Source organism: Streptomyces sp. NPDC052107, from assembly GCF_040680215.1.
GTDB lineage: Bacteria > Actinomycetota > Actinomycetes > Streptomycetales > Streptomycetaceae > Streptomyces.
This window is the reverse complement of record NZ_JBFAWG010000004.1, coordinates 1-22,268: the sequence shown is the minus strand read 5'-3', so window position 1 is coordinate 22,268 and position 22,268 is coordinate 1. Positions and strand designations below refer to the sequence as shown.

The window sequence follows — 22,268 nt, the reverse complement described above, 5'->3', positions numbered from 1 at the left end:
AGAACAGAGGGAAGGACGACACGCTGGGGAGCCGCCGCGCCCGCGCCGGAGGGGGCGCCCTCTTGGATCAGATCGGCTGAAAGGGACGTCAAGCGCGATCCAGAGGGCGCCCCCGACCGTCAGGGCGCAGCCGTACCGGGCGGCCGAGGGTGCTGCGGGGCAGCCTCGGCCCTTCGGCGCGGCCGGCCGCGCCGCCCCGGGGCGAGCCACTGAAAGAGGGGCCGACAGGTGACGAGCGCAGCCGAGCAGCGGGCACCGGCCGGGGAGCCGGCCGCCGGGACCGGGCAGCAGGCCGTGGTGAACGGCGCCCGGCGCGCCGCGGTGCCGGCCCCGGTGGTGTGGCCGGGCGCCCCGACCCCGCTGGGGGCCCGGTTCCGGGTCGGCCCGGACGGGGTCGCGGGCACCAACTTCGCGCTGTGGGCGGCCGGGGCGGAGGCGGTCCGGGTCTGCCTGTTCGACGAGCGGGGCCGGGAGACCCAGGTCCAGCTGACCGAGCTCACGCACGAGATCTGGCACGGCTTCGTGCCGGGCGTGATGCCGGGGCAGCGGTACGGCTACCGGGTGGACGGCCGCTGGGACCCGTGGACCGGCGCCCGCTGGAACCCGGCCAAGCTGCTGCTGGACCCGTACGCGCGCGCGGTGGACGGCGCCGAGGGAAACGACTACAGCCGGCTGCCGCCGGAGGTGTACGGGCACGTTCGGGACTGGCCCGAGCAGCATGTGGCGGACACCGTGCGCGACGACCGGGACTCGGCGCCGTACGTCCCGAAGGGTGTCGTCGTGCACGATGACGACGACTGGTCCGACGACCGGCGGCCCAAGACGCCCTGGGCGGACTCCGTCATCTACGAGCTGCACGTCCGCGGCTTCACCAAGCTGCACCCGGGCATCCCCCAGGAACTGCGCGGCACTTACGCGGGCCTCGCGCACCCGGCCGCGATCGAGCACCTGGTGAAGCTGGGCGTCACGGCCGTCGAACTGCTCCCCGTCCACCAGTTCGCCCATGAGGACCACCTGCTGCGCCGGGGCCTGCGCAACTACTGGGGCTACAACTCCATCGGCTACTTCGCCCCGCACGCCGCCTACGCCGCCTCCGGTACGACGGGCCAGCAGGTCGGCGAGTTCAAGCGGATGGTGCGCGCGCTGCACACGGCCGGCATCGAGGTCATCCTCGACGTGGTGTACAACCACACGGCGGAGGCGGGCGAGCTGGGCCCGACGCTGTCCCTGAAAGGCATCGACAACCGCGGCTACTACCGCCTCCAGGACGACGCCCGCCGCTACGCCGACTACACCGGCTGCGGCAACACCCTGCACGTCGTCCAGCCCCAGGTGCTGCGCCTGATCACCGACTCGCTGCGCTACTGGGTGACGGAGATGGGCGTGGACGGCTTCCGCTTCGACCTCGCGGCCGCGCTGGCCCGCTCGATGCACGACGTCGACATGCTGTCCCCGTTTCTGGCGGTGATCGCCCAGGACCCGGTCCTCAGGCGCGTCAAGCTGATCGCCGAACCGTGGGACATCGGCTCGGGCGGCTACCAGGTGGGCGCCTTCCCGCCGCTGTGGACGGAGTGGAACGACCGCTACCGCAGCGCCGTCCGCGACTTCTGGCGACACGCCCTGCCGGACGTCCGGGAGATGGGCTACCGCCTGTCCGGCTCCAGCGACCTCTACGCCTGGGGCGGCCGGCGCCCGTACGCCTCGGTCAACTTCGTCACCGCGCACGACGGGTTCACCCTGCGCGACCTGGTGTCGTACGAGCGCAAGCGCAACGAGGCCAACGGCGAGGACAACCGCGACGGCACCGACGACAACCGCTCCTGGAACTGCGGGGTCGAGGGCGAGAGCGCGGACGAGCGGGTACGGGCCCTGCGCCGCCGTCAGCTGCGCAACCTGCTGACCACGCTCCTGCTGTCCACCGGCGTGCCCATGCTGGTGGCCGGCGACGAACTCGGCCGCACCCAGCGCGGCAACAACAACGCCTACTGCCAGGACAACGAGATCAGCTGGCTGGACTGGTCGCTGCTGGACGACCATGCCTGGCGGCCCCTGTACGACCTGACCTCCCGGCTGATCGCCCTGCGCCACCGGCATCCGGTGCTGCGCCGCCGCGCCTTCTTCTCCGGCCGCGCCCACTCGGCGGACGGGCTGCGGGACCTGGCCTGGTTCACCGCGCGGGGCACGGAGATGACCGAGGGCGACTGGTACGCCCCCGCGGCCACGCTCGGCATGTACCTCTCCGGCCGGGACATCCCGGGCCGCGACGAGCGGGGCGCCCCGGTCGCGGACGACAGCTTTCTGGCGATCCTGCACGCGGGCGAACGCCCGGCGGTCTTCGTGCTGCCGGGTCGGCCCTGGGCGGACCGGTACGAGGTGATCGTGGACACCTCCCGGGAGGACCAGGCCGAGCCTCCGGGCACGGTCCACCCCGCGGGCGCGGAGATCACGGTGCCGGGGCGGGCGGTGCTGCTGCTGAGGGTGGCCTGAGCCGGCGTGAGGCCTCGGCAGCCAGCAGATCTTCGCGACCGTCTCCCGGTATCTGCTGCCCTGCTTCCCGCTGTTCCTGCCGCCCTCGGTAGCGATGCGCCGGCTGAGCCTGCCCGTGCCGGGCACCCTGCTCGGCATCGCCGCGCTCGCCTCCGGGTCGTACGCGGGGTACGCCCTGTTCGAGCTGGGGGTGCCGTGATCCGGCATGCGCCCGGACGCGAAGGGGGCCGGTTCCTCGGGGAGGAGGAACCGGCCCCCGCGGGGAGTGAAGGCTCAGCTCAGGCCGAGGCTGGACAGGGCGGTCGTCCAGTCGGTCATGATGGCGTCCTGGGCGTCGGCGAGGCTGACGTCACCGGCGCAGACGGCCCTCTTCAGCTTGTTCTCGACGGTGTCCTTGTCCGCGGAGGTCCCGTCGCCGTAGTGCGGCTCGGGCCAGAGGTTCTGCTCGCTCCTCGGGGCGCCGCCGAGTTCGAGCGGGACGAAGTGGTCCTCCTCGTAGTCGGAGAGGTTGGTGTCGGAGTAGCCGTACTCGGCGATCTGCTGCTTCTTCAGCGCGGTGGTGTAGGAGCTGGGCGGCCGTACGGTCGCGGTCCAGCCGGAGACGCAGATGGTCGAGTCGATGGTGTCCTGGGTGACGTCGGGGTTGAGGTCGCCGGGCGTGCAGACCGGGTCGGGCAGGGGGAGGTAGTCCTGGCTGCAACCGGCGGCGTGGGCGGAGCCGGTGGTGACGGTGAGGCCCGCGGCGGCGAGGGCCAGACAGGAGAGGGTGGTCACCAGGGGGCGCGGTATTCGGGACATGTGGGGGTCTCCCGGTGCGGTGCCCGGCAGAAGTCCGGGCGGTCGTGAGCATGACAGCACCGGGATCATCTATGCGAGTAGACCCCTTTGCCCGACCGAGAGCCCCTTTGAATGAACGTTTATCCACGCGAGAACAGCGCGAGACAAGGCCTTGACGCGGGCTTGACGACGCGCCCGGCAGAGTGGCCCGGGCGTGCGCCGGCGTCGGCGTGATCGCTCGTCAACTACCCACCATAGCCCGCGTGAACACCCGCTGAATTACGCACCTACGCCAGACTGTCCCGCCATGCCTTGTGCAGATCCGCGAACCGGCCGGTGCCGCCGATCAGTTCCTCCGGGTGGCCGTCCTCGACGATCCGGCCGTGCTCCATCACCAGCACCCGGTCGGCGATCTCCACGGTCGACAGCCGGTGCGCGATCACCACCGCCGTACGGCCCCGGAGCACCGTCGACATCGCCCGCTGCACGGCCCGCTCGCCCGGGATGTCCAGCGAACTGGTCGCCTCGTCCAGGATCAGCACCGCCGGGTCGGCCAGCAACGCGCGGGCGAAGGAGACCAGTTGGCGCTGCCCGGCCGAGATGCGCCCGCCGCGCTTGCGGACGTCTGTGTCGTAGCCGTCGGGCAGGGCGCTGATGAACTCGTGCGCGCCGATCGCCTTCGCCGCCCGCTCGATCTCCTCCCGGGTGGCGTCGGGCCGGCCGATGGCGATGTTGTCGGCGACCGTGCCGGAGAACAGGAAGGCCTCCTGGGTCACCATGACCACCCCGCGCCGCAGTTCCGGCACGGGCAGCTCGCGCAGATCCACGCCGTCCAGCAGCACCCGGCCCTCGGAGGGGTCGTAGAAGCGCGCGAGGAGCTTGGCGAGCGTGGACTTGCCGGCGCCCGTGGAGCCGACCACGGCGACCGTCTGCCCGGCCGGCAGGGTCAGATCGAAGCGGGGCAGCACCTCGCCTCCGGTGCGGTAGCCGAACCGGACCCCCTCGAAGACGACCTCGCGGCCCGGGAAGTCACCCTTCAGCGGCGGGAGTTCGCGAGCGACCGCCGGCTCCGGCACGGACGGGGTCTGGGCCAGCAGCCCGGCGACCTTCTCCAGGGAGGCGGCGGCCGACTGGTAGGAGTTCAGGAACATCCCCAGCCGGTCGATCGGGTCGTACAGCCGGCGCAGATACAGCACCGCCGCCGCCAGCACCCCGAGCTCCAACTGGCCGGACGCCACCCGGTAGGCGCCCCACAGCACGATCCCCGCGACCGCCGTGTTGGCCACCAGCCGGGAGCCGACCACATAGCGGGCCATCTCCAGCAGCGCGTCCCCGTTCGTCCGCTCGTGCCGCCTGTTGAGCACGGCGAACTCGGCGTCGTTGGCCGCCTCCCGGCGAAAGGCGCGCACCGGGCGGATGCCGTTCATCGTCTCCACGAACTTCACGATCACCGCCGCGATCGCCGTCGACCGCGCCCGGTACACCCGCCCCGCCCGCCGCTGGTAGAGCCGGACGAGCAGATACAGCGGCACGAACGAGGCCACCGCGACCGCGCCCAGGGAGAGATCCAGCCACAGCAGCATCGCCGAGATGTAGACGAAGGACAGCACGACGGTCACCAGCTCCTGGAGCCCGTCGTTGAGGAGTTCGCGCAGCGACTCCACGTCCGTGGTGGAGCGGGAGATCAGCCGCCCGGAGGTGTACCGCTCGTGGAAGTCGATGCTCAGCGCCTGCGCGTGCCGGAAGATCCGGCCCCGCAGATCGAGCAGCACGTCCTGGCTGACCCGGGCGGAGGCCTCGATGAACGCGAACTGCAGCAGGCCGGAGGCGAGGGCGCACAGCAGATAGCCGACGGCGACCGCGATCAGCGGGCCGTACCGGTGGCCCCGGAACGCCGGCACGGCGTTGTCGATGGCGTACGCCACCAGCAGCGGGCCCACCTGCACCGCCGCCTGCTGGAACAGCAACAGGAGCGTGGTCACCACGGTCCGGGCCCTCAGGGGCGCGAGCAGGGAGCGCAGCAGGGCGGCCGTGGCGCCGGGCGGGGCGGGCAGTACGTCCCGGTCGAAGACGTCGCCCGAGTCGTTGCCGGTGCCCTGACCCTGCGGGCGGGGGAGTTCGTCGTCCTCGGCGGTGGGAGTGGAGGCGGTCGTGGTGGTCAACGGGAGTCCTCCGTGTCCTCGAAGTCTCCGGACATCAGATGCGCGTACTCGGCGTTGGAGCGCAGCAGTTCCTGGTGGGTGCCGACGGCGGCGATCCGGCCGCCCGAGAGCAGGGCGACGCGGTCGGCGAGCAGCACCGTCGACGGGCGGTGGGCCACGATCAGCGCGGTGGTGTCGGCGAGGACCTGCCGCAGCGCGGCCTCGACGGCGGCCTCCGTGTGGACGTCCAGGGCGGACAGCGGGTCGTCCAGCACCAGGAACTCCGGTCTGCCGACCACGGCGCGGGCCAGCGCGAGGCGCTGCCGCTGACCGCCGGAGAGACTGAGGCCCTGCTCGCCGACGCGGGTGTCGGCCCCCTGGGGGAGGGCGTGCGCGAAGTCGGCCTGGGCCACGGCGAGGGCCCGGTCGAGGTCCGGCCTTCCGGCGCCGTCCGGGGCTCCCATCAGGACGTTCTCGCCGACGCTCGTGGAGAACAGCGTGGGTTCCTCGAATGCGACGGCAACCTTGGCGCGCAGTTCCTCACGGGGCATCGCGCCGATGTCGACGCCGTGGAGGGTGATACGGCCCGAGGTGACCTCGTGCAGGCGGGGGACGAGGGCGGTGAGTGTCGTCTTGCCGCTGCCGGTGGCTCCGACCAGGGCCATGGACTCGCCGGGGCGGATGTGGAGGTCGATGCCGTGGAGGAGGGGCGGGGAGCCGGGGGGTGCGTCGGGGTAGCGGAACGAGACGTTCTCGAAGCGGAGTCCGTCCGTGGCCGCGGGCGGTCGTGCCGCAAGGGCCATGGGGGTGCCCCGGTCCTCGGGCGCCTCGTCCATCACCTCGAAGTACCGCTCCGTGGCCGTGGCCGCCTCCTGACTCATCGCCAGCAGGAATCCGATCGAGTCCACGGGCCACCGCAGCGCGAGTGCCGTACTCAGAAAGGCGACCAACGTGCCCGCCGACAGCCCTCCGTCGGCCACCCGTACCGCACCGAGCACCAGCGCCGCCCCGATCGCCATCTCCGGCAGTGTCACGATGACACCCCAGATCATCGCCAGCAGCCGCGCCTTGCGCAGTTCCGTGCCGCGCAGGGTGACCGACAGCTCGCGGAACGCCCGGGCCTGGCTGCGGTGCCGGCCGAAGCCCTTGATGATGCGGATGCCGAGCACACTCTCCTCGACCACCGTCGTCAGGTCGCCGACCTGGTCCTGCGCGCGCCGGGCCACCAGGGCGTACCGCCGCTCGAAGACCGCGCAGGTCCACATCACGGGGACGGCCGGACCGAGGATGACCAGCCCCAGCACCCAGTCCTGCATCAGCATGATCACCACGCCGACCACGATCGTGACCCCGTTGACCAGCAGGAACGTCAGCGGGAAGGCGAGGAACATGCGCACAAGCATCAGGTCGGTCGTGCCGCGCGACAGCAGCTGGCCGGAGGCCCAGCGGTCGTGGAAGGCGACTGGCAGCCGCTGCAGATGGCCGTAGAGGCCCGCCCGCATCTCCGCCTCGACGTGCGACAGCGGACGAGCCACCAGCCAGCGCCGTATGCCGAACAGGACCGCCTCGGCGATCCCGAGCAGGAGCAGATACAGCGCCCCGAGCCAGGCTCCCGCCGGGTCCCGGTCGGCCACCGGTCCGTCCACGATCCACTTCAGGACGAGCGGGATCACCAGACCGGTGCAGGAGGCGACGATCGCGACGAACGCGGCCGTGAACAGCCGTGCCCGCACGGGGCGGACGTACGGCCACAGCCGCAGCAGGGTACGAACGGCGGAACGGTCCTCGGTGGTTGCACGTGTCGTGGGCATCACTCGCGAGCGTACGGATCGGCACTGACATCGCCCACTGAGTTTCGGCCGGACCCGGGTCCGCCGTTGGTCCTACGACCTGCCTGTTCGAGCATCCGCACACGGAGGTCGTAGGCCGGCATCAACCGATCGGACGATGCCGTTTCGAGCGAGGCGGCCGATGTGCCGGACCCCGCCCGTCCCGGATTCTCGGAGCATGCCATCCGTCTTCGAAGTCACCGATCCGCGCAAGTCGTACGGCGGCCGGGCCGTCGTCGACGGTGTCTCCTTCGCCGTCGAGGAGGGCGAGATCTTCGGGATCCTCGGCCTGAACGGCGCCGGCAGGACCACCACCGTGGAGTGCGTCGAGGTGCGCGGGCGTGTGCATGCCGGTGCAGGAGATGCCACTCGTCGCGCGGGCCGTCCCCATCTGTACGCCAAGCTCGGCGTCAACGACCGGCGGCGGCGGTGGCGGCGCGGTACGACCGGGGGATCCTCGGGTAGGACCACCCCCGGCTTAATTGGCTGGAGCAGCCGTCCCCGCCCCCGATAGGTTCGACGTTTCCCAGGGCGGGGCCGAGCCGATCGGGGGATGGATGATCGACGCGTACGAGGATCCGGGCACCCCGGACACACGCGGCGGCTGGCGCTATCTGCGGTGGCTGGTGCTGCGCCAGCCGGGGCGGTCGGTGGCCGGGGCGCTGCTGGGCAGTGTGTGGATGGTGCTGCTGGCCGCGCAGCCGTATCTGATGGCGCGGTCCGTGGACGAGGGGCTGGTGCCGGGGCGGCTGGGAGTGCTGGCCGCGTGGACCGCGGTGATGTTCGTGGTCGGGTCGGTGAACGCCTGGCTGAGCATCATGCGGCACCGCACGATGACCCGGGTGCGGATGGACGCCTACTTCCGCACGGTGAAGGTGGTCGTGGGGCAGGTGGTGCGGCTCGGGGCAGCGTTGCCGCGCCGGGCCGGGGCCGGTGAGGTGGTCACGATCGGGGTCGGCGACGTGCACACCGTCGCGCAGTCGCTGACCGTGGTCGGACCGGGCGTCGGCTCGGCCGTGGTCTACGTCGTGGTGGCCGGGCTGCTGCTGGCGATCTCGGCGCCGCTCGCCGCCGTCGTGCTGCTCGGACTGCCGGTGATCGCACTGGTCACCGGACCGCTGACGCTGCGGCTGCAGGGCGCGGAGACCGCGTACCGGGAGCGGCAGGGCGTGCTGACCGCGCGCATCGGCGACCTCGCGGGCGGACTGCGCGTCCTCAACGGCCTGGGCGGCAAGGGGCTGTTCGCTGACGCCTTCCGGCAGGACTCGCAGCGGCTGCGCGCGCAGGGCTACCGGGTGGGCGCGGTGGCCAGCTGGGTGCAGGCGCTTGGCGTGGGCCTGCCCACCCTGTTCCTGGCCGTGGTGACCTGGCTCGCGGCGCGGCTCGCGGCCGAAGGCTCCATCACCATCGGCCAGTTGGTGTCCGTGTACGGCTATGTCGCCGTACTGATCGGTCCTGTCGCCTTCTTCGTGCAGATGGCCTACGACCTCAACCGGGGCGTGGTGGCCGCGCGCCGGGTGGTACGGCTGCTGCGGCTGGAGCCGGAGCCCGACGAGGGCACGCTGCCGGCGCCCGAGGGACCGGCCGAGCTGCACGATCCGGCGTCGGGGGTACGGGTGGTGCCGGGCCGGCTGACCGCGCTGGCCACCGCCCGGCCCGCCGAGGCCGCCGCCGTGGTGGACCGGCTCGGCCGCTTCGGGCCGACCGACGCCACCTGGGGCGAAGTACGGCTGGACGCCGTCCCGCTGGCGGACGTGCGCCGGCGGATCCTGGTCGCGGACAACGAGGCCGATCTGTTCGCCGGGCCACTGCGGGAGGTCGTGGCCGCCGGGCACACCGCCGACGAGCGGGAGCTCGGCCGGGCGCTGTACGCGGCGGCCGCCGAGGACGTCGTACGCGGACTGCCGGACGGTCCGGACTCGCCGGTGTCCGGCCAGGGCCGCAGCCTGTCCGGCGGTCAGCGCCAACGCATGCGACTGGTGAGGGGGTTATTGGCCGACCCCGAGGTGCTGCTCGCGATCGAGCCGACCTCGGCACTGGACGCACACACCGAGGCGACGGTCGCGCAGCGGCTGCGGCAGGCGCGCGAGGGCCGTACGACGGTGGTGACGTCCACCTCGCCGCTGATGCTGGACCGCGCGGACACGGTCCTGTTCCTGGTCGACGGCAAGGTCGCGGCGAGCGGACCGCACCGACGGCTGCTCGCCGCGGAGCCGGGCTATCGGGCGCTCGTGGCACGGGACACGGAGGGGGTCGTACGGTGACGGGGGCGAGGGACGGCAACGGCGGTCGCGGACTGGCAGTGCCGGCCGCCGGCCTGCGGAAGGGGCCCCATGCCACCGGCGCCGCAGGGGCCGCATCGAGGGCGACCGGCCCGGGGCCGCACTGCCGGGCACTCGCGCTCCGGGACACGGAAGGGGCCGTACGGTGATGGCGGCTGAAGGCCTGTTGCCGGTCGCCGACCGGGCTCGGGTGCGGCGGGCCGTGCTGCGGCTGGTGCGGGCCGACGGGCGGGCGTTCGCCGCCGCGCTGCTGCTGAACGCGCTGGCGGCGGGGGCGGGGCTGGTCGGGCCCTGGCTGGTCGGGCGGATCGTGGACGACGTGCGGGGCGGGCAGGGCGTCGGCGCGGTGGACCGGCTCGCGCCATGGATCCTGGTGTGCGCGCTGGCCCAGTTGCTGCTGGCCCGGTGGGCGCGGCTCGTGGGGTACCGGTTCGGGGAGCGGACGCTGGCCCGGGTGCGCGAGGAGTACGTCGAGCGGGTGCTGGCACTGCCCGCGTCCGTGGTGGAGCGGGCCGGCACCGGCGATCTGACCGCGCGCGGCACGGCGGACGTGGCGACCATCGGCACCACGCTGCGGGACATCGGCCCCGAGCTGCTGGTCAACACCGTGCAGGCGCTGTTCGTGCTGGTCGCCGTGTTCGCGCTCGACCCGCTGCTCGGGGCGTTCGGGCTGCTCGGGCTGACCCCGATCTGGCTGGCGCTGCGCTGGTATCTGCGGCGGGCCCGGGACGGCTATCTCGCGGAGGGCGCGGCCACCTCCCAGGTCGCGGAGATCGTCGCCTCGACGGCGGCCGGGGCGCGGACGGTCGAGGCGTTCGGGCTGCGCGGGCGGCGGGTGGCGGCGAGCCGGGACGCGCTGGAGCGGTCCCGCCGTGCCCGCTTCTACACACTGTTCCTGCGGACCGTGTTCTTCCCGGCGGTCGAGGTGACGTACACCGTGCCCGTGGTCGGCGTACTGCTGCTCGGCGGTTGGCTGCACCAGCGGGGCGCGGCCGGGGTCGGCGCGGTGGTGGCCGCGGCGCTGTATCTGCGGCAGTTCACCGAGCCACTGGACCAGATCCTGATGCGCGTGGAGCAACTGCAGAGCAGCAGCGCCTCGTTCGCCCGCGTGGAGGGTCTGGCACAGGCGCCGCGCGGGGATTCCGCGGGAGTGGCGCGGCCGGGGCGCGGGGACACGGCGGCGCGGGCGCGGGTGCGGCGCGGGGAGAGCGCGGGGGCGACGCAGGCGCCGCGCGAGGACACCGCTGGGCCGGCGCTGGACGAGCGCGGGGACACCGACGGGTCGGCCCGAGACGAGCACGAGGGGACCGGAACGCCGGCGTGGGCCCCCCGCTCCGGGGCCGCTGCCGACTCCCTCGTCCCGGCCGACAACCGGATCGACGTCCGCGGGGTCCGGTACGCCTATGAGCGCGGCGGCGAGGTGCTGCGCGGCGTGGATCTGACCGTACGGCCCGGGGAACGGCTCGCCGTGGTGGGACCCTCCGGCGCCGGGAAGACGACGCTGAGCCGGTTGCTCGCGGGCATCGATCGCCCCGGCACCGGCACGGTGACGGTGGGCGGGGTGCCGGTCGCCGCACTGGAGCCGGAGCTGCTGCGCCGCGAGGTGGTCCTGGTGACGCAGGAGCACCATGTGTTCCTCGGCACGGTCCGCGACAACCTGCTGATCGCCGAACCGGAGGCGACGGACGCCGACCTGTGGGCGGCGCTCGCGGCGGTCGGTGCCGACGACTGGGTCCGTGATCTGCCGGACGGCCTCGACACCCGGCTCGGTGCGGGCGGCCGGTCCACCGACGGCTCACAGACCCAGCAACTCGCCCTGGCGCGCGTGGTGTTGGCGGATCCGCACACCCTGATCCTCGACGAGGCCACCGCCCTGCTGGACCCCACCACGGCCCGGCACACCGAACGCGCCCTCGCCGCCGTCCTGGAGGGCCGTACGGTCATCGCCATCGCCCACCGCCTCCACACCGCCCACGACGCCGACCGCGTGGCGGTCATGGAGGACGGCCGCCTGACCGAACTGGGCACCCACGAGGACCTGGTGACGGCCGACGGCGTCTACGCGGCCCTGTGGCGGACCTGGCAAGGGCCCACCGATCCGCGAACCACCGCCTGAGAGCCGTTCGCCGCGCACACCGTCGACGCCCCGGGAACCGTCCATCCGGAACCGGACAACGGCGCCCGTGTGCACGGCTGGTGGTGGTCCCGCCGCCCGGACCACCCCTGCTCTGCCGACCCGCACCCTCCGCCCTGGTGACCCGTACCCTCCCGCCCCGGTAACCGATCCGCATATCGAACATGAACATCCGGTCAACGAACCATTTCCGGCCAAGTTTGTGACGTGGTCCTGACAGACAAGCTGATCCCCTGTCACTCTTCCCAGGCCGACTCACAGCAACCCCACAGTCACACCCGCGTCGTGTGAGCCGGCCTGCACGTGGTTCCGCGCACCGCCCTGTTCTGCCCGGACGTCCCCAACCCACCGTCCGGTCTCCCCTGGCCGCGCGACCCGCGGCCACGCAGAAGGAGTCAGTGTTGAGAAGCAGTTCCTCTCGCAGACGCACCCCCCACACCTCGCGTCGTACCGCCACCGTCGCCCTCGCCGGCGTCGCCGCCCTGATCGCCGCCGCCGTCCAGTCGGGCGCGGCGAGCGCCGCACCGGCCAAGCCCAGGCCCGGCAAGCTGAATCCGGCCCATGTGGCGGTCAGGCTCACGCCCGCGCAGCGCGTCGAGCTGATACGCCACGCCGACGCCACGAAGGCCGCCACCGCCCGGTCCCTCGGCCTCGGCGCCAAGGAGAAGCTGGTCGTCAAGGACGTCGTGAAGGACGCCGACGGCACCTTGCACACCCGCTACGAGCGCACCTACGCCGGCCTTCCGGTGCTCGGCGGCGACCTGGTCGTGGACAGCGACAAGTCCGGCAAGACCATGGAGGTCGTCAAGGCCACGGGCACCGCCCTGAAGGTCGCCGGTCTCACCCCGGCCGTGCCGAAGGCCGCGGCGGAGCAGCAGGCCGTACAGCGGGCCAAGGCCCGGGGCGGGACCAAGTCCGCCGCGGACAGCGTCCGCAAGGTGATCTGGGCGGCGAGCGGAAAGCCCGTCCTGGCCTACGAGACGGTCGTCGGCGGCCTGCAGGACGACGGCACCCCGAACCGGCTGCACGTCATCACCGACGCCGCCACCGGCAAGAAGCTCTACGAGTACCAGGGCATCGAGACCGGCGTCGGCAACACCCAGTACAGCGGGCAGGTCACGCTGACCACGACCCAGTCGGGGTCGACGTACACGCTGAACGACGGGGCGCGCGGCGGTCACAAGACGTACAACCTGAACCATGGCACCTCGGGCACCGGGACCCTGTTCTCCCAGAGCAACGACACCTGGGGCAACGGCACCACGTCCAGCGCCGCCACGGCGGGCGCGGACGCCCACTACGGCGCGCAGGAGACCTGGGACTTCTACAAGAACACCTTCGGGCGCAGCGGCATCAAGAACGACGGCGTCGGCGCCTACTCCCGCGTCCACTACGGCAACTCCTACGTCAACGCCTTCTGGGACGACGGCTGCTTCTGCATGACCTACGGCGACGGCTCGAACAACGCCGACCCGCTGACCTCGCTGGACGTGGCGGGGCACGAGATGAGCCACGGCGTCACCTCCAACACCGCGGGCCTGGAGTACAGCGGTGAGTCCGGCGGCCTGAACGAGGCCACCAGCGACATCATGGGCACCGGCGTGGAGTTCTACGCCAACAACAGCTCCGACGTCGGTGACTACCTCATCGGCGAGAAGATCGACATCAACGGCGACGGCACCCCGCTGCGCTACATGGACAAGCCCAGCAAGGACGGCGGCTCCGCGGACAGTTGGTACGACGGCGTCGGCAACCTCGACGTCCACTACTCGTCCGGCGTCGCGAACCACTTCTTCTACCTCCTGTCGGAGGGCAGCGGCGCCAAGGTGATCAACGGCGTCAGCTACGACTCGCCCACCGCGGACGGGCTTCCGGTCACCGGCATCGGCCGGGACAAGGCGCTGCAGGTCTGGTACCGGGCGCTCACCACCAAGTTCACCTCCACCACCGACTACGCCGACGCCCGCACCGGCACCCTCGCGGCGGCCGGTGAGCTGTACGGCACCTCCAGCACCGAGTACAAGGCGGTGCAGGACGCCTGGGCGGCCGTGGCGGTCGGTTCGCGTTCCGACGGCGGCGGTGGCGGTGGCGGAGGCGGTGGTACGACGTACGAGAGCAACACCCAGGTCGCCATCCCGGACAACGGGCCCGCTGTCACCTCCGGCATCACGGTCTCCGGCAGGAGCGGAAACGCGCCGAGCAACCTTCAGGTGAGCGTCGACATCACGCACACCTGGCGCGGCGACCTGGTGATCGACCTCGTCGGCCCGTCGGGCACCGCCTACCGCCTGAAGAACTTCAGTTCCTCGGACTCTGCGGACAACGTGAAGCAGACCTACACGGTCAACGCCTCCGCCGAACCGGCCAACGGAACCTGGACGCTGAGGGTGCAGGATCAGGCCACCTACGACACCGGAACGATCAACGGCTGGAAGCTGACGTTCCCGTAAATCGACGGCCAAAAGCCCGGGAAATGGGGTCTGTCCGAGGGTCCGGCACCCTCGGACGGCACCCGTTAACACACCTGCAACGTTTCCCGGACAGTCGACTTCCGGCCAACATCACTTCGGGGTCCTGACATGTACGCGTCCCTAATGTCACCCTTCCTTCACCCGCCGCAGAGCTTCACCCCACCTCTCCGGCCAGTAACCCCACGCTGACCGGACTCCCCACGAGAAGGAGCTTGCGTGACCCCCCGCTACACGCGTCACAAGCGCGCCACCCTGGCCATCGCCACCACCGTCGCCGCCGGAGCCCTGCTCTCCACCGGTGTGACCACCACCGCGACGGCCGCCGGCAAGAGCAGCCCGGCCCTCGGCGCCGCGCCGACCACGCTGTCCGCCGCCGCCCGCACCTCTCTGATACAGAAGGCGCAGGCCGGTGCTGCCGCGACCGCGCAGCAGATCGGCCTCGGCGCCAAGGAGAAGCTGATCGTCAAGGATGTCGTCAAGGACGTCGACGGCACCGTCCACACCCGCTACGAGCGGACCTACGCCGGCCTTCCGGTGCTCGGCGGCGACCTCGTCGTCCACACCGCCAAGTCCGGCAAGACCGAGGGCGTCACCAAGGCGAACAAGGCGGCCATCAAGGTGGCCTCGCTCAAGCCGCAGATCACCGCCGCCAAGGCCGAGAAGCAGGCGGTGTCCGCCGCCAGAACCCTCGGCTCCGCCAAGACCGCCGCCGACGGCGCCCGCAAGGTGATCTGGGCGGGGAACGGCAAGCCGGTGCTGGCCTACGAGACGATCGTCGGCGGCCTGCAGGACGACGGCACCCCGAACCAGCTGCACGTCGTCACCGACGCCGCCACCGGCAAGAAGCTCTTCGAGTACCAGGGCGTCGAGAACGCGACCGGCACCGGCAAGACGCTGTACTCGGGCACCGTCAGCCTCAACACCACGCTGTCGGGCTCGACGTACCAGCTGTACGACACCGCCCGGGGCGGTCACAAGACCTACAACCTGGCGCACAAGACCGGCGGCAAGGGCACGCTGTTCACCGACGCCGACAACGTCTGGGGCACGGGCACGGCCTCCAGCTCCTCGACCGACCAGACGGCCGCCGCGGACGCCGCCTACGGCGCACAGGAGACCTGGGACTTCTACAAGAACACCTTCGGCCGCAGCGGCATCAAGAACGACGGCGTCGGCGCCTACTCCCGAGTCCACTACGGCAACTCGTACGTCAACGCCTTCTGGGACGACAGCTGCTTCTGCATGACCTACGGCGACGGCTCCAGCAACACCCACCCGCTGACCTCGCTCGACGTGGCCGGCCACGAGATGAGCCACGGCGTCACCTCGAACACGGCGGGCCTGGACTACTCGGGAGAGTCCGGCGGCCTGAACGAGGCCACGTCGGACATCTTCGGCACGGGTGTGGAGTTCTACGCCAACAACGCGTCCGACCCCGGTGACTACCTCATCGGCGAGAAGATCGATATCAACGGCGACGGCAGCCCGCTGCGCTACATGGACAAGCCCAGCAAGGACGGTGGCAGCGCCGACTACTGGTCCTCGTCGGTCGGCAACCTGGACGTCCACTACTCGTCCGGCGTCGCGAACCACTTCTTCTACCTCCTGTCGGAGGGCAGCGGTTCCAAGACGATCAACGGTGTGACGTACAACTCGCCCACCTCCAACGGCTCCACGGTCACCGGCATCGGCCGCGCCAAGGCGCTGCAGATCTGGTACAAGGCGCTGACCACGTACATGACGTCCACGACGAACTACAAGGCCGCCCGCACGGCGACCCTGAACGCCGCCAAGGACCTGTACGGCTCCGGCAGCACCGAGTACAACACGGTGGCCGCGGCCTGGTCGGCGGTCAACGTCAGCTGACGCACGTGTCGTAGTCGCGTACGGGCGGCACCCGGGAGGCAGAGCTTCCGGGTGCCGCCCTACCCTTGTGACCCATGTCCTCGGCGCCCTTCACCTACGAGCCGGTCGGCGCGACCCGCGACGACCTGACGTACTGCCCGCCCGGCTTCCACCCGATGCTCGTCCGCACCCGCCTCGGCGAGGGCCAGAAGCTCTTCCACCGGGCGGCCGAGGCGGTCCTCACCTGGGAGATGCACCGCGTCCTGGGCGTGGGCATCGACACCACCGCCGACCGCGCGGCCCCCGGCGTAGACGTCACGGTCACCCTGGCCGCCGTGATCAAAGCCCCCTGCCGCATCGTCTGGACCACCGAGGAGCCCCGCCGCGCCGGCTGGGCCTACGGCACTTTGCAGGGCCACCCCGAATGCGGCGAGGAGGCCTTCGTGGTCGACCGCACGGGCGACGGCACGGTCTGGCTGACGGTGGCGGCCTTCAGCAAGGGAGCGAAGTGGTACGCCAGGGCAGGCGGCCCGGCAACCCGCGGCCTCCAGCACGCCTACGCCCGCCGCTGCGGAACGGTACTGCGCAAACTCTGCGCCGAGTTCGACGAGACCTGACCCCTCAGTCATCCAGCCGCACCAGGGTGTCCCGCACTCCCTGGGCCACGATCTCGCGAAGGGCCGCCGTCATGGCGGGCACACCGGGCTCGGGCACGATGACGAGATCCGGACACGCGAAGAAGACACCACCGCCCTCCTCGCCGGTTGCCTTCCAGCGCCTGAGCACCGCACCGATCGCTTCGAGCGTCAACAGCGTGGCGGACCACCGACTGCCATCGGGCAACCGCGCCCACGCGTCGGTGTTGTCGACGGATTCCGCCTCCTCATCGGTCGAGAAGGGAGCGGCCCAACGGACACGTACTCACTCCTCGGCGAACAACTCCGTCGCGTCCGAGGCGTGTACGGCTCGCTGGGCCCAGATCTCCAGTTGATCGAGGTCCGTACAGGCTTCCACTCGCTCGCGTACGGCGTCGGGCACGGGAAGCTCGCGCCATTCCAGGATGCGAAGAACCATCTCGGCCTTGGCCTCGGCCCGGCCTTGCTCCCGGCCTTGCTCTCGTCCTTCCGCGCGTACCTGCTCGGCGAGCGGGTGTCGCCAGAAGTACTGGATCGCGGTCATCAGGTCCCTCCACATCTGCTTCGCCTGGGGGTCGGCCAGGCAGGAGTCGACAAACTGCACGAAGACTGCGGCACTGTCCGGATCGATGGTCCGCAGGGCGGCGGCCAGGGATTCCAGTATGGCCGCGGCCTGCGGACCACGCCCGTGTGTCATGGCCGAGAGCACCGCAAGGGGAACGTCCTTCTCGGCCTGCCGCTCGTCCGCGATGACCGGTACGTTGTCCGGGCCGAGTACGAGGGGCCGTACCGTCAGCGAGTGCCAGTCCCTGAAACCGAACCGGATCGGCTTCGACGCCCACTGGGCCGTCTCACTGCTCTGTGTGATGACGATGAGCACCGGCTCGCAGCGGTATTTCTCGTACAGGTAGGACAGGTAGGACAGGTAGTAGGGCCAGCTGCCCCGTTTGCGCTCGTCCACCTTTCCCTGCGACTCCACCACCAGCAGATACGTGCCCTCGTCCGTCTCCGCCCGCAGCAGCGTGTCCACGCGGCGCTCGACCGGTTCGATCTCGGTGAGGTCGATGTTCAGCGCGCCGCGATCTTCCTCGGTTCGGGGAACGGCACGCGCAGCACCTTCTGTAACGCCTTCGTCAGCAGCGTCGGATCCTTCTGGAAGATCCGGTGCAACGCCTCATGCGACGAGCCGACCATCAGCTCTCCTTTCCATCGCGGTGATCAACGAGCTAGGCCGCCGCAAGTTCGCACCACACGAATTGGCCCCGGTCCCCGAACCGGACGCAGACCACATCACCGTGCGCGTCATCCCCTTCGACCTGGACGGCTTCGCCAGAGCCTCCAGCACGATGACGTACCTGGGCGGCCCGCTGACCAAGCTGGACACCGTGGTTCGCGACGCGTTGCACGGCTCAGCCTTCATCGATTCCGAAGCTCAGCTCAACACCTACCGAACGAGTTTCCGTAAAGTGGAGGCAGCGTCACTCGAACCCGAACAGTCGCGTGCATTCATCCACAGGCTGGCGAAGGAGCTGTGAGGAACCCCATGGACAACTGGCGGAAGTCGTCCTACTCGGGCCCCGGTGACGGCAACGAGTGCGTCGAGATCGCCAACGCCCGCACGCACGTCGCCATCCGCGACTCCAAGGACCCGGCCGTCGGCACCCTCACCGTCCCGGCCGGATCCTTCACCCTCTTCATCGAGGCCCTGAAGAAGACGCCGTAGCGCGGCCCGCGGCAGCCCACCCGCAGTAACCCCCTACCGCATCAACACCCCCGCCCCCTCCACCGCCTCCCCCGACGGCACCGCCACCAGCCCCAGCTCCGCGCTCGACGCCAGCAACCGGTGTGCCGGGAGGATGCGGACCGTGTAGCCGTAGGGGCCGGTGCGGTCGAGGGAGAGAGGGCCCTCGTACACCAGCCGGCCCTCCAGATCCGGGGCACCCGTCGGCTTCAGCGGGACCACCGTCGCATCCGTGATGCGGTCCTCCGCGTCCACCCGGCCCGACACCGCCTGCACCTCCACGTCGTCGGGGGTGAGCTCGCCCAGCCCGACCCGCACCCGCAGACCCACCGTCGTGCCCAGCTCCGCCGTGGCCGTCGGCGCGGTCGTCTCCACGTGGTCGACGCTCACCCCGGACCAGGCAGCCCGGACCCGGGCCTTCCAGGCGGCCAGGTCGCTCGCCGTGTCCGGGGTCAGTGCGCGGTGGGTCTGCGCGGCGGGGACGTAGAGGCGGTCGACGTACTCGCGGACCATGCGGCCGGCCAGCACCTTGGGGCCGAGCAGGGTGAGGGTCTGGCGGACCATCGCGATCCAGCGGTCGGGCAGTCCGCCCCGGCCGTGCTCGTAGAAGCGGGGGGTCACCCGCTGCTCCAGGAGGTCGTAGAGCGCCGCCGCCTCGATGTCGTCGCGGCGGTCCGGGTCCGTGCCCACCCCGTCCGCCGTCGGGATGGCCCAGCCGAAGTCCGGCTGGAACCATTCGTTCCACCAGCCGTCCAGGACGGAGAGGTTCAGGCAGCCGTTGAGCGCCGCCTTCATGCCGCTCGTGCCACAGGCCTCCAGGGGGCGCAGGGGGTTGTTCAGCCAGACGTCACAGCCGGGGTAGAGCTTCTGTGCCATCGCCATGCCGTAGTCGGGGAGGAAGACGATGCGGTGGCGGACCCGTGGGTCGTCGGCGAAGCGGACCAGCTCCTGGACCAGGCGTTTGCCGCTGTCGTCCGCCGGGTGCGCCTTGCCCGCGACCACGATCTGCACCGGGCGGTCCGGATGCAGGAGCAGCTCCATCAGGCGGTCTCGGTCGCGGAGCATCAGCGTCAGGCGTTTGTACGACGGGACCCTGCGGGCGAAGCCGATCGTCAGGACGTCCGGGTCCAGCACCCCGTCGATCCAGCCCAACTCGGCGTCTCCGGCTCCTCGTTGGCGCCACGACGCCCGCAGTCGCTCCCTCACCTCCTGCACCAGCTGTTCGCGCAGAGTGCGGCGCAGCTCCCAGATCTCCTGGTCCTCGATCTCCGCCACCGAGTCCCAGCGCTCGGAGCCGCCGACGGTCAGCGCGTCCTCGGCGCGCTCGGAGCTGACCTGCCTCGCACCGAGGCGCAGCACCTCCGGGGCCACCCAGGTCGGCGCGTGCACCCCGTTGGTCACGGAGGTGATCGGCACCTCCTCGGCGTCGAATCCCGGCCACAGGCCCGCGAACATCTCCCGGCTCACCTGGCCGTGCAACAGGGACACGCCGTTCGCCCGCTGGGCCAGCCGGAGCCCCATCACGGCCATGTTGAACAGGTTCGGCTCGCCGCCCGGGTACGTCTCCATGCCCAGTGTCAGAATCCGCTGCACATCGATGCCGGGGAGCTCGGCGTCCGGCCCGAAGTGCCGGGCGACCAGCTCCCGGTCGAAGCGGTCGATGCCGGCCGGGACGGGGGTGTGCGTGGTGAAGACCGTGCCCCCGCGCACCGCCTCCAGAGACGAGTCGAAATCGAGTCCCCGCTCGCACAGTTCGGCGATCCGCTCCAGGCCCAGGAAGCCCGCGTGTCCCTCGTTGGTGTGGAACACCTCCGGCTGCGGGTGCCCGGTGAGCCGGCAGTACGTCCGCACCGCCCGGACACCCCCTATCCCGAGCAGCATCTCCTGCAGCAGCCGGTGCTCGCTGCCGCCGCCGTAGAGCCGGTCGGTCACCCCGCGTTCGCCGAGGTCGTTCTCCTCCACGTCGGAGTCGAGCAGCAGCAGCGGCACCCGGCCCACCTGGGCCAGCCAGATCCGGGCGTGCAGCGCCTTGCCGCCGGGCAGCGCGAGCGCGACCTGCGCCAGGGCGCCGTCGGCCTCCTTCAGCTGGATGAGGGGCAGCTCGTTGGGGTCGAGCACCGGGTAGTGCTCCTGCTGCCAGCCGTCGCGGGACAGGGTCTGCCGGAAGTACCCGTGCCGGTAGAGCAACCCGACCCCGATCAGGGGTACGCCGAGATCGCTGGCCGCCTTCAGGTGGTCCCCTGCCAGGATGCCGAGGCCGCCGGAGTACTGGGGCAGCGCGGCCGTGATGCCGAACTCCGGGGAGAAGTAGGCGACGGCCGCGGGCATGCCGTCCGCCTGCGTCTGGTACCAGCGGTCGCCGGTCAGATAGTCGTCGAGGTCGTCGGCGACCGCGGTGAGGCGGCGCAAGAAACGCCGGTCCCCGGCCAGCTCGGTCAGCCGCGTCGGCCGTACCCGGCCCAGTATCCGCACCGGGTCGCCCCCGGCTGCGGCCCACGCCTCGGGGTCGACGGACTGGAACAGGTCGCGCGTTTCCGCATGCCAGGACCAGCGCAGATTGCGCGCCAGGTCGCTCAGCGGCCGCAGGGGTTCGGGGAGAACGGGACGGACGGTGAACCGACGGATCGCCTTCACACTTCCACCTCGGACGCGTTGCGGAGTGAGACGCACGGCGCTGTACGTCTCGTCGTCACCCTCGACGGTAGTGGTTACCGGGGCGTCGGTGGGGACGCGTCCGGCGGGGGTGTCGAGGCGTCAGGAGGCGGCCGGCGGGCACCCGGAAGAAAGAGGCCGGTCTTGTGGGTGGACATACGCGGGAGTAGTTAACAAAGTTCCGGATTGCCCACCCGAACAGGGTGGGAAGGCTCCTCCGGTACGACCCCACAGGCGTCCCACAGCACCTCCGCAGGACCCACCTCCCCACCATCCATCCGCCCACACCCACGTTGACGCGGACAGGAGCGGTCATGCCCGCCACGCACCATTCGTCAGGACCCCCGACCAGCAGCAAGGCCACGGCAGCCGAGAAGAAGACGGCGGCGGCGGCGAAGGCCGCGAAGAAACCGGCCAGGAAAACAACGGGCAAGAAATCCGTAAAGGCCGCCGCCGAGGTGCCCGGCCCGCCCGGCCCCGCCGATCCCCCATCCGCCTCCGGGGGGAGCACCCTCGGCCGTATCCCCGTCCTCGACGTACGCCCCGTGGTCCAGCACGGGCGCAGGCCGGCCAAGGCGGTGACCGGTGAGTCGTTCGAGGTGTCCGCCACCGTCTTCCGGGAAGGGCACGACGCCGTCGCGGCGAACGTGGTGCTGCGCGACCCGGCCGGCCGGCCCGGGCCCTGGACTCCGATGCGCGAACTCGCCCCGGGCACCGACCGCTGGGGCGCCACCGTCACCGCGGGTGAACCGGGCCGCTGGACCTACGCGGTGGAGGCCTGGTCCGACCCGGTCGCCACCTGGCAGCACCACGCCGGCATCAAGATCCCGGCGGGCATCGACACCGAACTGGTCCTGGAGGAGGGCGCGCGGCTGTACGAGCGCGCCGCCGCCGGAGTCCCGGAGGGACAACGGCCGGTCCTCCAGGAGGCGGTGGCGGCTCTGCGGAACGAGAACCGCCCCGCCGCCTGGCGCCTCGCGGCGGCGCTGGCACCGGAGGTGAAGGACCTGCTGGCCCGGCATCCCTTGCGGGAGCTGGTCACCGCCTCCGACTCGATGCCACTGCTGGTGGAGCGGGAGCGGGCCCTGTACGGCTCCTGGTACGAGTTCTTCCCGCGCTCCGAGGGCACGGCCGAACAGCCGCACGGCACCTTCCGTACGGCGGCGCGCCGGCTGGAGACGATCGCGGAGATGGGCTTCGACGTCGTCTATCTGCCGCCGATCCATCCCATCGGCACGACGTTCCGCAAGGGGCCCAACAACACGCTCACCGCC

Annotated in this window: 13 protein-coding genes and 4 pseudogenes; 11 read left to right on the top strand and 6 right to left on the bottom strand. The window is 71.4% G+C overall.

All coding sequences use genetic code 11. From position 1 onward, the window contains the following. Nucleotides 1-228 precede the first annotated feature (228 nt). On the top strand, nucleotides 229-2,487 hold the full coding sequence (gene glgX, locus AB0M27_RS05570) for a glycogen debranching protein GlgX (RefSeq protein WP_365718246.1): 2,259 nt from the start codon (nucleotides 229-231) through the stop codon (nucleotides 2,485-2,487). Nucleotides 2,488-2,500: 13 nt separating this feature from the next. Next, nucleotides 2,501-2,686: pseudogene (locus tag AB0M27_RS05565) on the top strand (hypothetical protein); the annotation flags it as partial. A 74-nt stretch (nucleotides 2,687-2,760) separates the two neighbouring features. On the opposite strand, the gene AB0M27_RS05560 reads toward AB0M27_RS05565, so the two are convergent. The 3 genes from AB0M27_RS05560 to AB0M27_RS05550 form a co-directional block, all read right to left on the bottom strand. Further along, entirely contained in the window at nucleotides 2,761-3,285 is a 525-nt protein-coding gene (locus AB0M27_RS05560; protein ID WP_365718244.1) for a hypothetical protein, read from the bottom strand. A 266-nt stretch (nucleotides 3,286-3,551) separates the two neighbouring features. Beyond that, complete coding sequence (locus tag AB0M27_RS05555) at nucleotides 3,552-5,426, bottom strand: ABC transporter ATP-binding protein (RefSeq protein ID WP_365718242.1); 1,875 nt, start codon at nucleotides 5,424-5,426, stop codon at nucleotides 3,552-3,554. Then, nucleotides 5,423-7,216, bottom strand: coding sequence for an ABC transporter ATP-binding protein (locus tag AB0M27_RS05550; RefSeq protein ID WP_365718240.1), 1,794 nt, complete (start codon nucleotides 7,214-7,216; stop codon nucleotides 5,423-5,425). The genes AB0M27_RS05555 and AB0M27_RS05550 overlap by 4 nt, the downstream gene beginning before the upstream one ends. Before the next feature lie 196 nt (nucleotides 7,217-7,412). Between AB0M27_RS05550 and AB0M27_RS05545 the strand changes: the two are divergent. From AB0M27_RS05545 to AB0M27_RS05520, 6 genes and pseudogenes are all read left to right on the top strand, one after another. Beyond that, nucleotides 7,413-7,565: pseudogene (locus AB0M27_RS05545) on the top strand (ATP-binding cassette domain-containing protein); the annotation flags it as partial. 226 nt (nucleotides 7,566-7,791) lie between these two features. After that, nucleotides 7,792-9,498 carry an ABC transporter ATP-binding protein gene (locus tag AB0M27_RS05540; protein ID WP_365718238.1) on the top strand — a complete coding sequence of 569 codons (1,707 nt, stop codon included), beginning with the start codon at nucleotides 7,792-7,794 and terminating at the stop codon, nucleotides 9,496-9,498. Nucleotides 9,499-9,664: 166 nt separating this feature from the next. After that, entirely contained in the window at nucleotides 9,665-11,632 is a 1,968-nt protein-coding gene (locus AB0M27_RS05535) for an ABC transporter ATP-binding protein (protein WP_365718236.1), read from the top strand. Nucleotides 11,633-12,051: 419 nt separating this feature from the next. Continuing rightward, nucleotides 12,052-14,100 carry a M4 family metallopeptidase gene (locus AB0M27_RS05530; RefSeq protein ID WP_365718234.1) on the top strand — a complete coding sequence of 683 codons (2,049 nt, stop codon included), beginning with the start codon at nucleotides 12,052-12,054 and terminating at the stop codon, nucleotides 14,098-14,100. Nucleotides 14,101-14,337: 237 nt separating this feature from the next. Next, the gene (locus tag AB0M27_RS05525; protein ID WP_365718232.1) at nucleotides 14,338-15,987 is read left to right on the top strand and encodes a M4 family metallopeptidase; all 1,650 of its coding nucleotides are present in this window, start codon (nucleotides 14,338-14,340) and stop codon (nucleotides 15,985-15,987) included. A gap of 74 nt (nucleotides 15,988-16,061) precedes the next feature. Further along, the gene (locus AB0M27_RS05520; protein ID WP_365718230.1) at nucleotides 16,062-16,583 is read left to right on the top strand and encodes a DUF1990 domain-containing protein; all 522 of its coding nucleotides are present in this window, start codon (nucleotides 16,062-16,064) and stop codon (nucleotides 16,581-16,583) included. 4 nt (nucleotides 16,584-16,587) lie between these two features. Here the strand turns inward: AB0M27_RS05520 and AB0M27_RS05515 are convergent, their stop codons facing one another. Continuing rightward, nucleotides 16,588-16,776, bottom strand: a complete 189-nt coding sequence (locus AB0M27_RS05515; protein WP_365718228.1) for a hypothetical protein — start codon at nucleotides 16,774-16,776, stop codon at nucleotides 16,588-16,590. Between the two features lie 111 nt (nucleotides 16,777-16,887). Further along, nucleotides 16,888-17,795 (bottom strand): annotated as a pseudogene (locus AB0M27_RS05510) (hypothetical protein). A gap of 59 nt (nucleotides 17,796-17,854) precedes the next feature. Between AB0M27_RS05510 and AB0M27_RS05505 the strand changes: the two are divergent. Together AB0M27_RS05505 and AB0M27_RS05500 are read left to right on the top strand one after the other, a co-directional pair. Further along, a pseudogene (locus AB0M27_RS05505) lies at nucleotides 17,855-18,136 on the top strand (Scr1 family TA system antitoxin-like transcriptional regulator); the annotation flags it as partial. An 8-nt stretch (nucleotides 18,137-18,144) separates the two neighbouring features. Continuing rightward, on the top strand, nucleotides 18,145-18,324 hold the full coding sequence (locus tag AB0M27_RS05500; RefSeq protein WP_365718226.1) for a DUF397 domain-containing protein: 180 nt from the start codon (nucleotides 18,145-18,147) through the stop codon (nucleotides 18,322-18,324). A gap of 33 nt (nucleotides 18,325-18,357) precedes the next feature. On the opposite strand, the gene AB0M27_RS05495 is transcribed toward AB0M27_RS05500, so the two are convergent. Continuing rightward, the gene (locus tag AB0M27_RS05495) at nucleotides 18,358-20,976 is read right to left on the bottom strand and encodes a glycosyltransferase family 1 protein (RefSeq protein ID WP_365718224.1); all 2,619 of its coding nucleotides are present in this window, start codon (nucleotides 20,974-20,976) and stop codon (nucleotides 18,358-18,360) included. A 332-nt stretch (nucleotides 20,977-21,308) separates the two neighbouring features. Between AB0M27_RS05495 and AB0M27_RS05490 the strand changes: the two genes are divergently transcribed. Further along, nucleotides 21,309-22,268: maltotransferase domain-containing protein (locus tag AB0M27_RS05490; RefSeq protein ID WP_365718220.1), on the top strand; the 960-nt coding region annotated here is incomplete at its 3' end.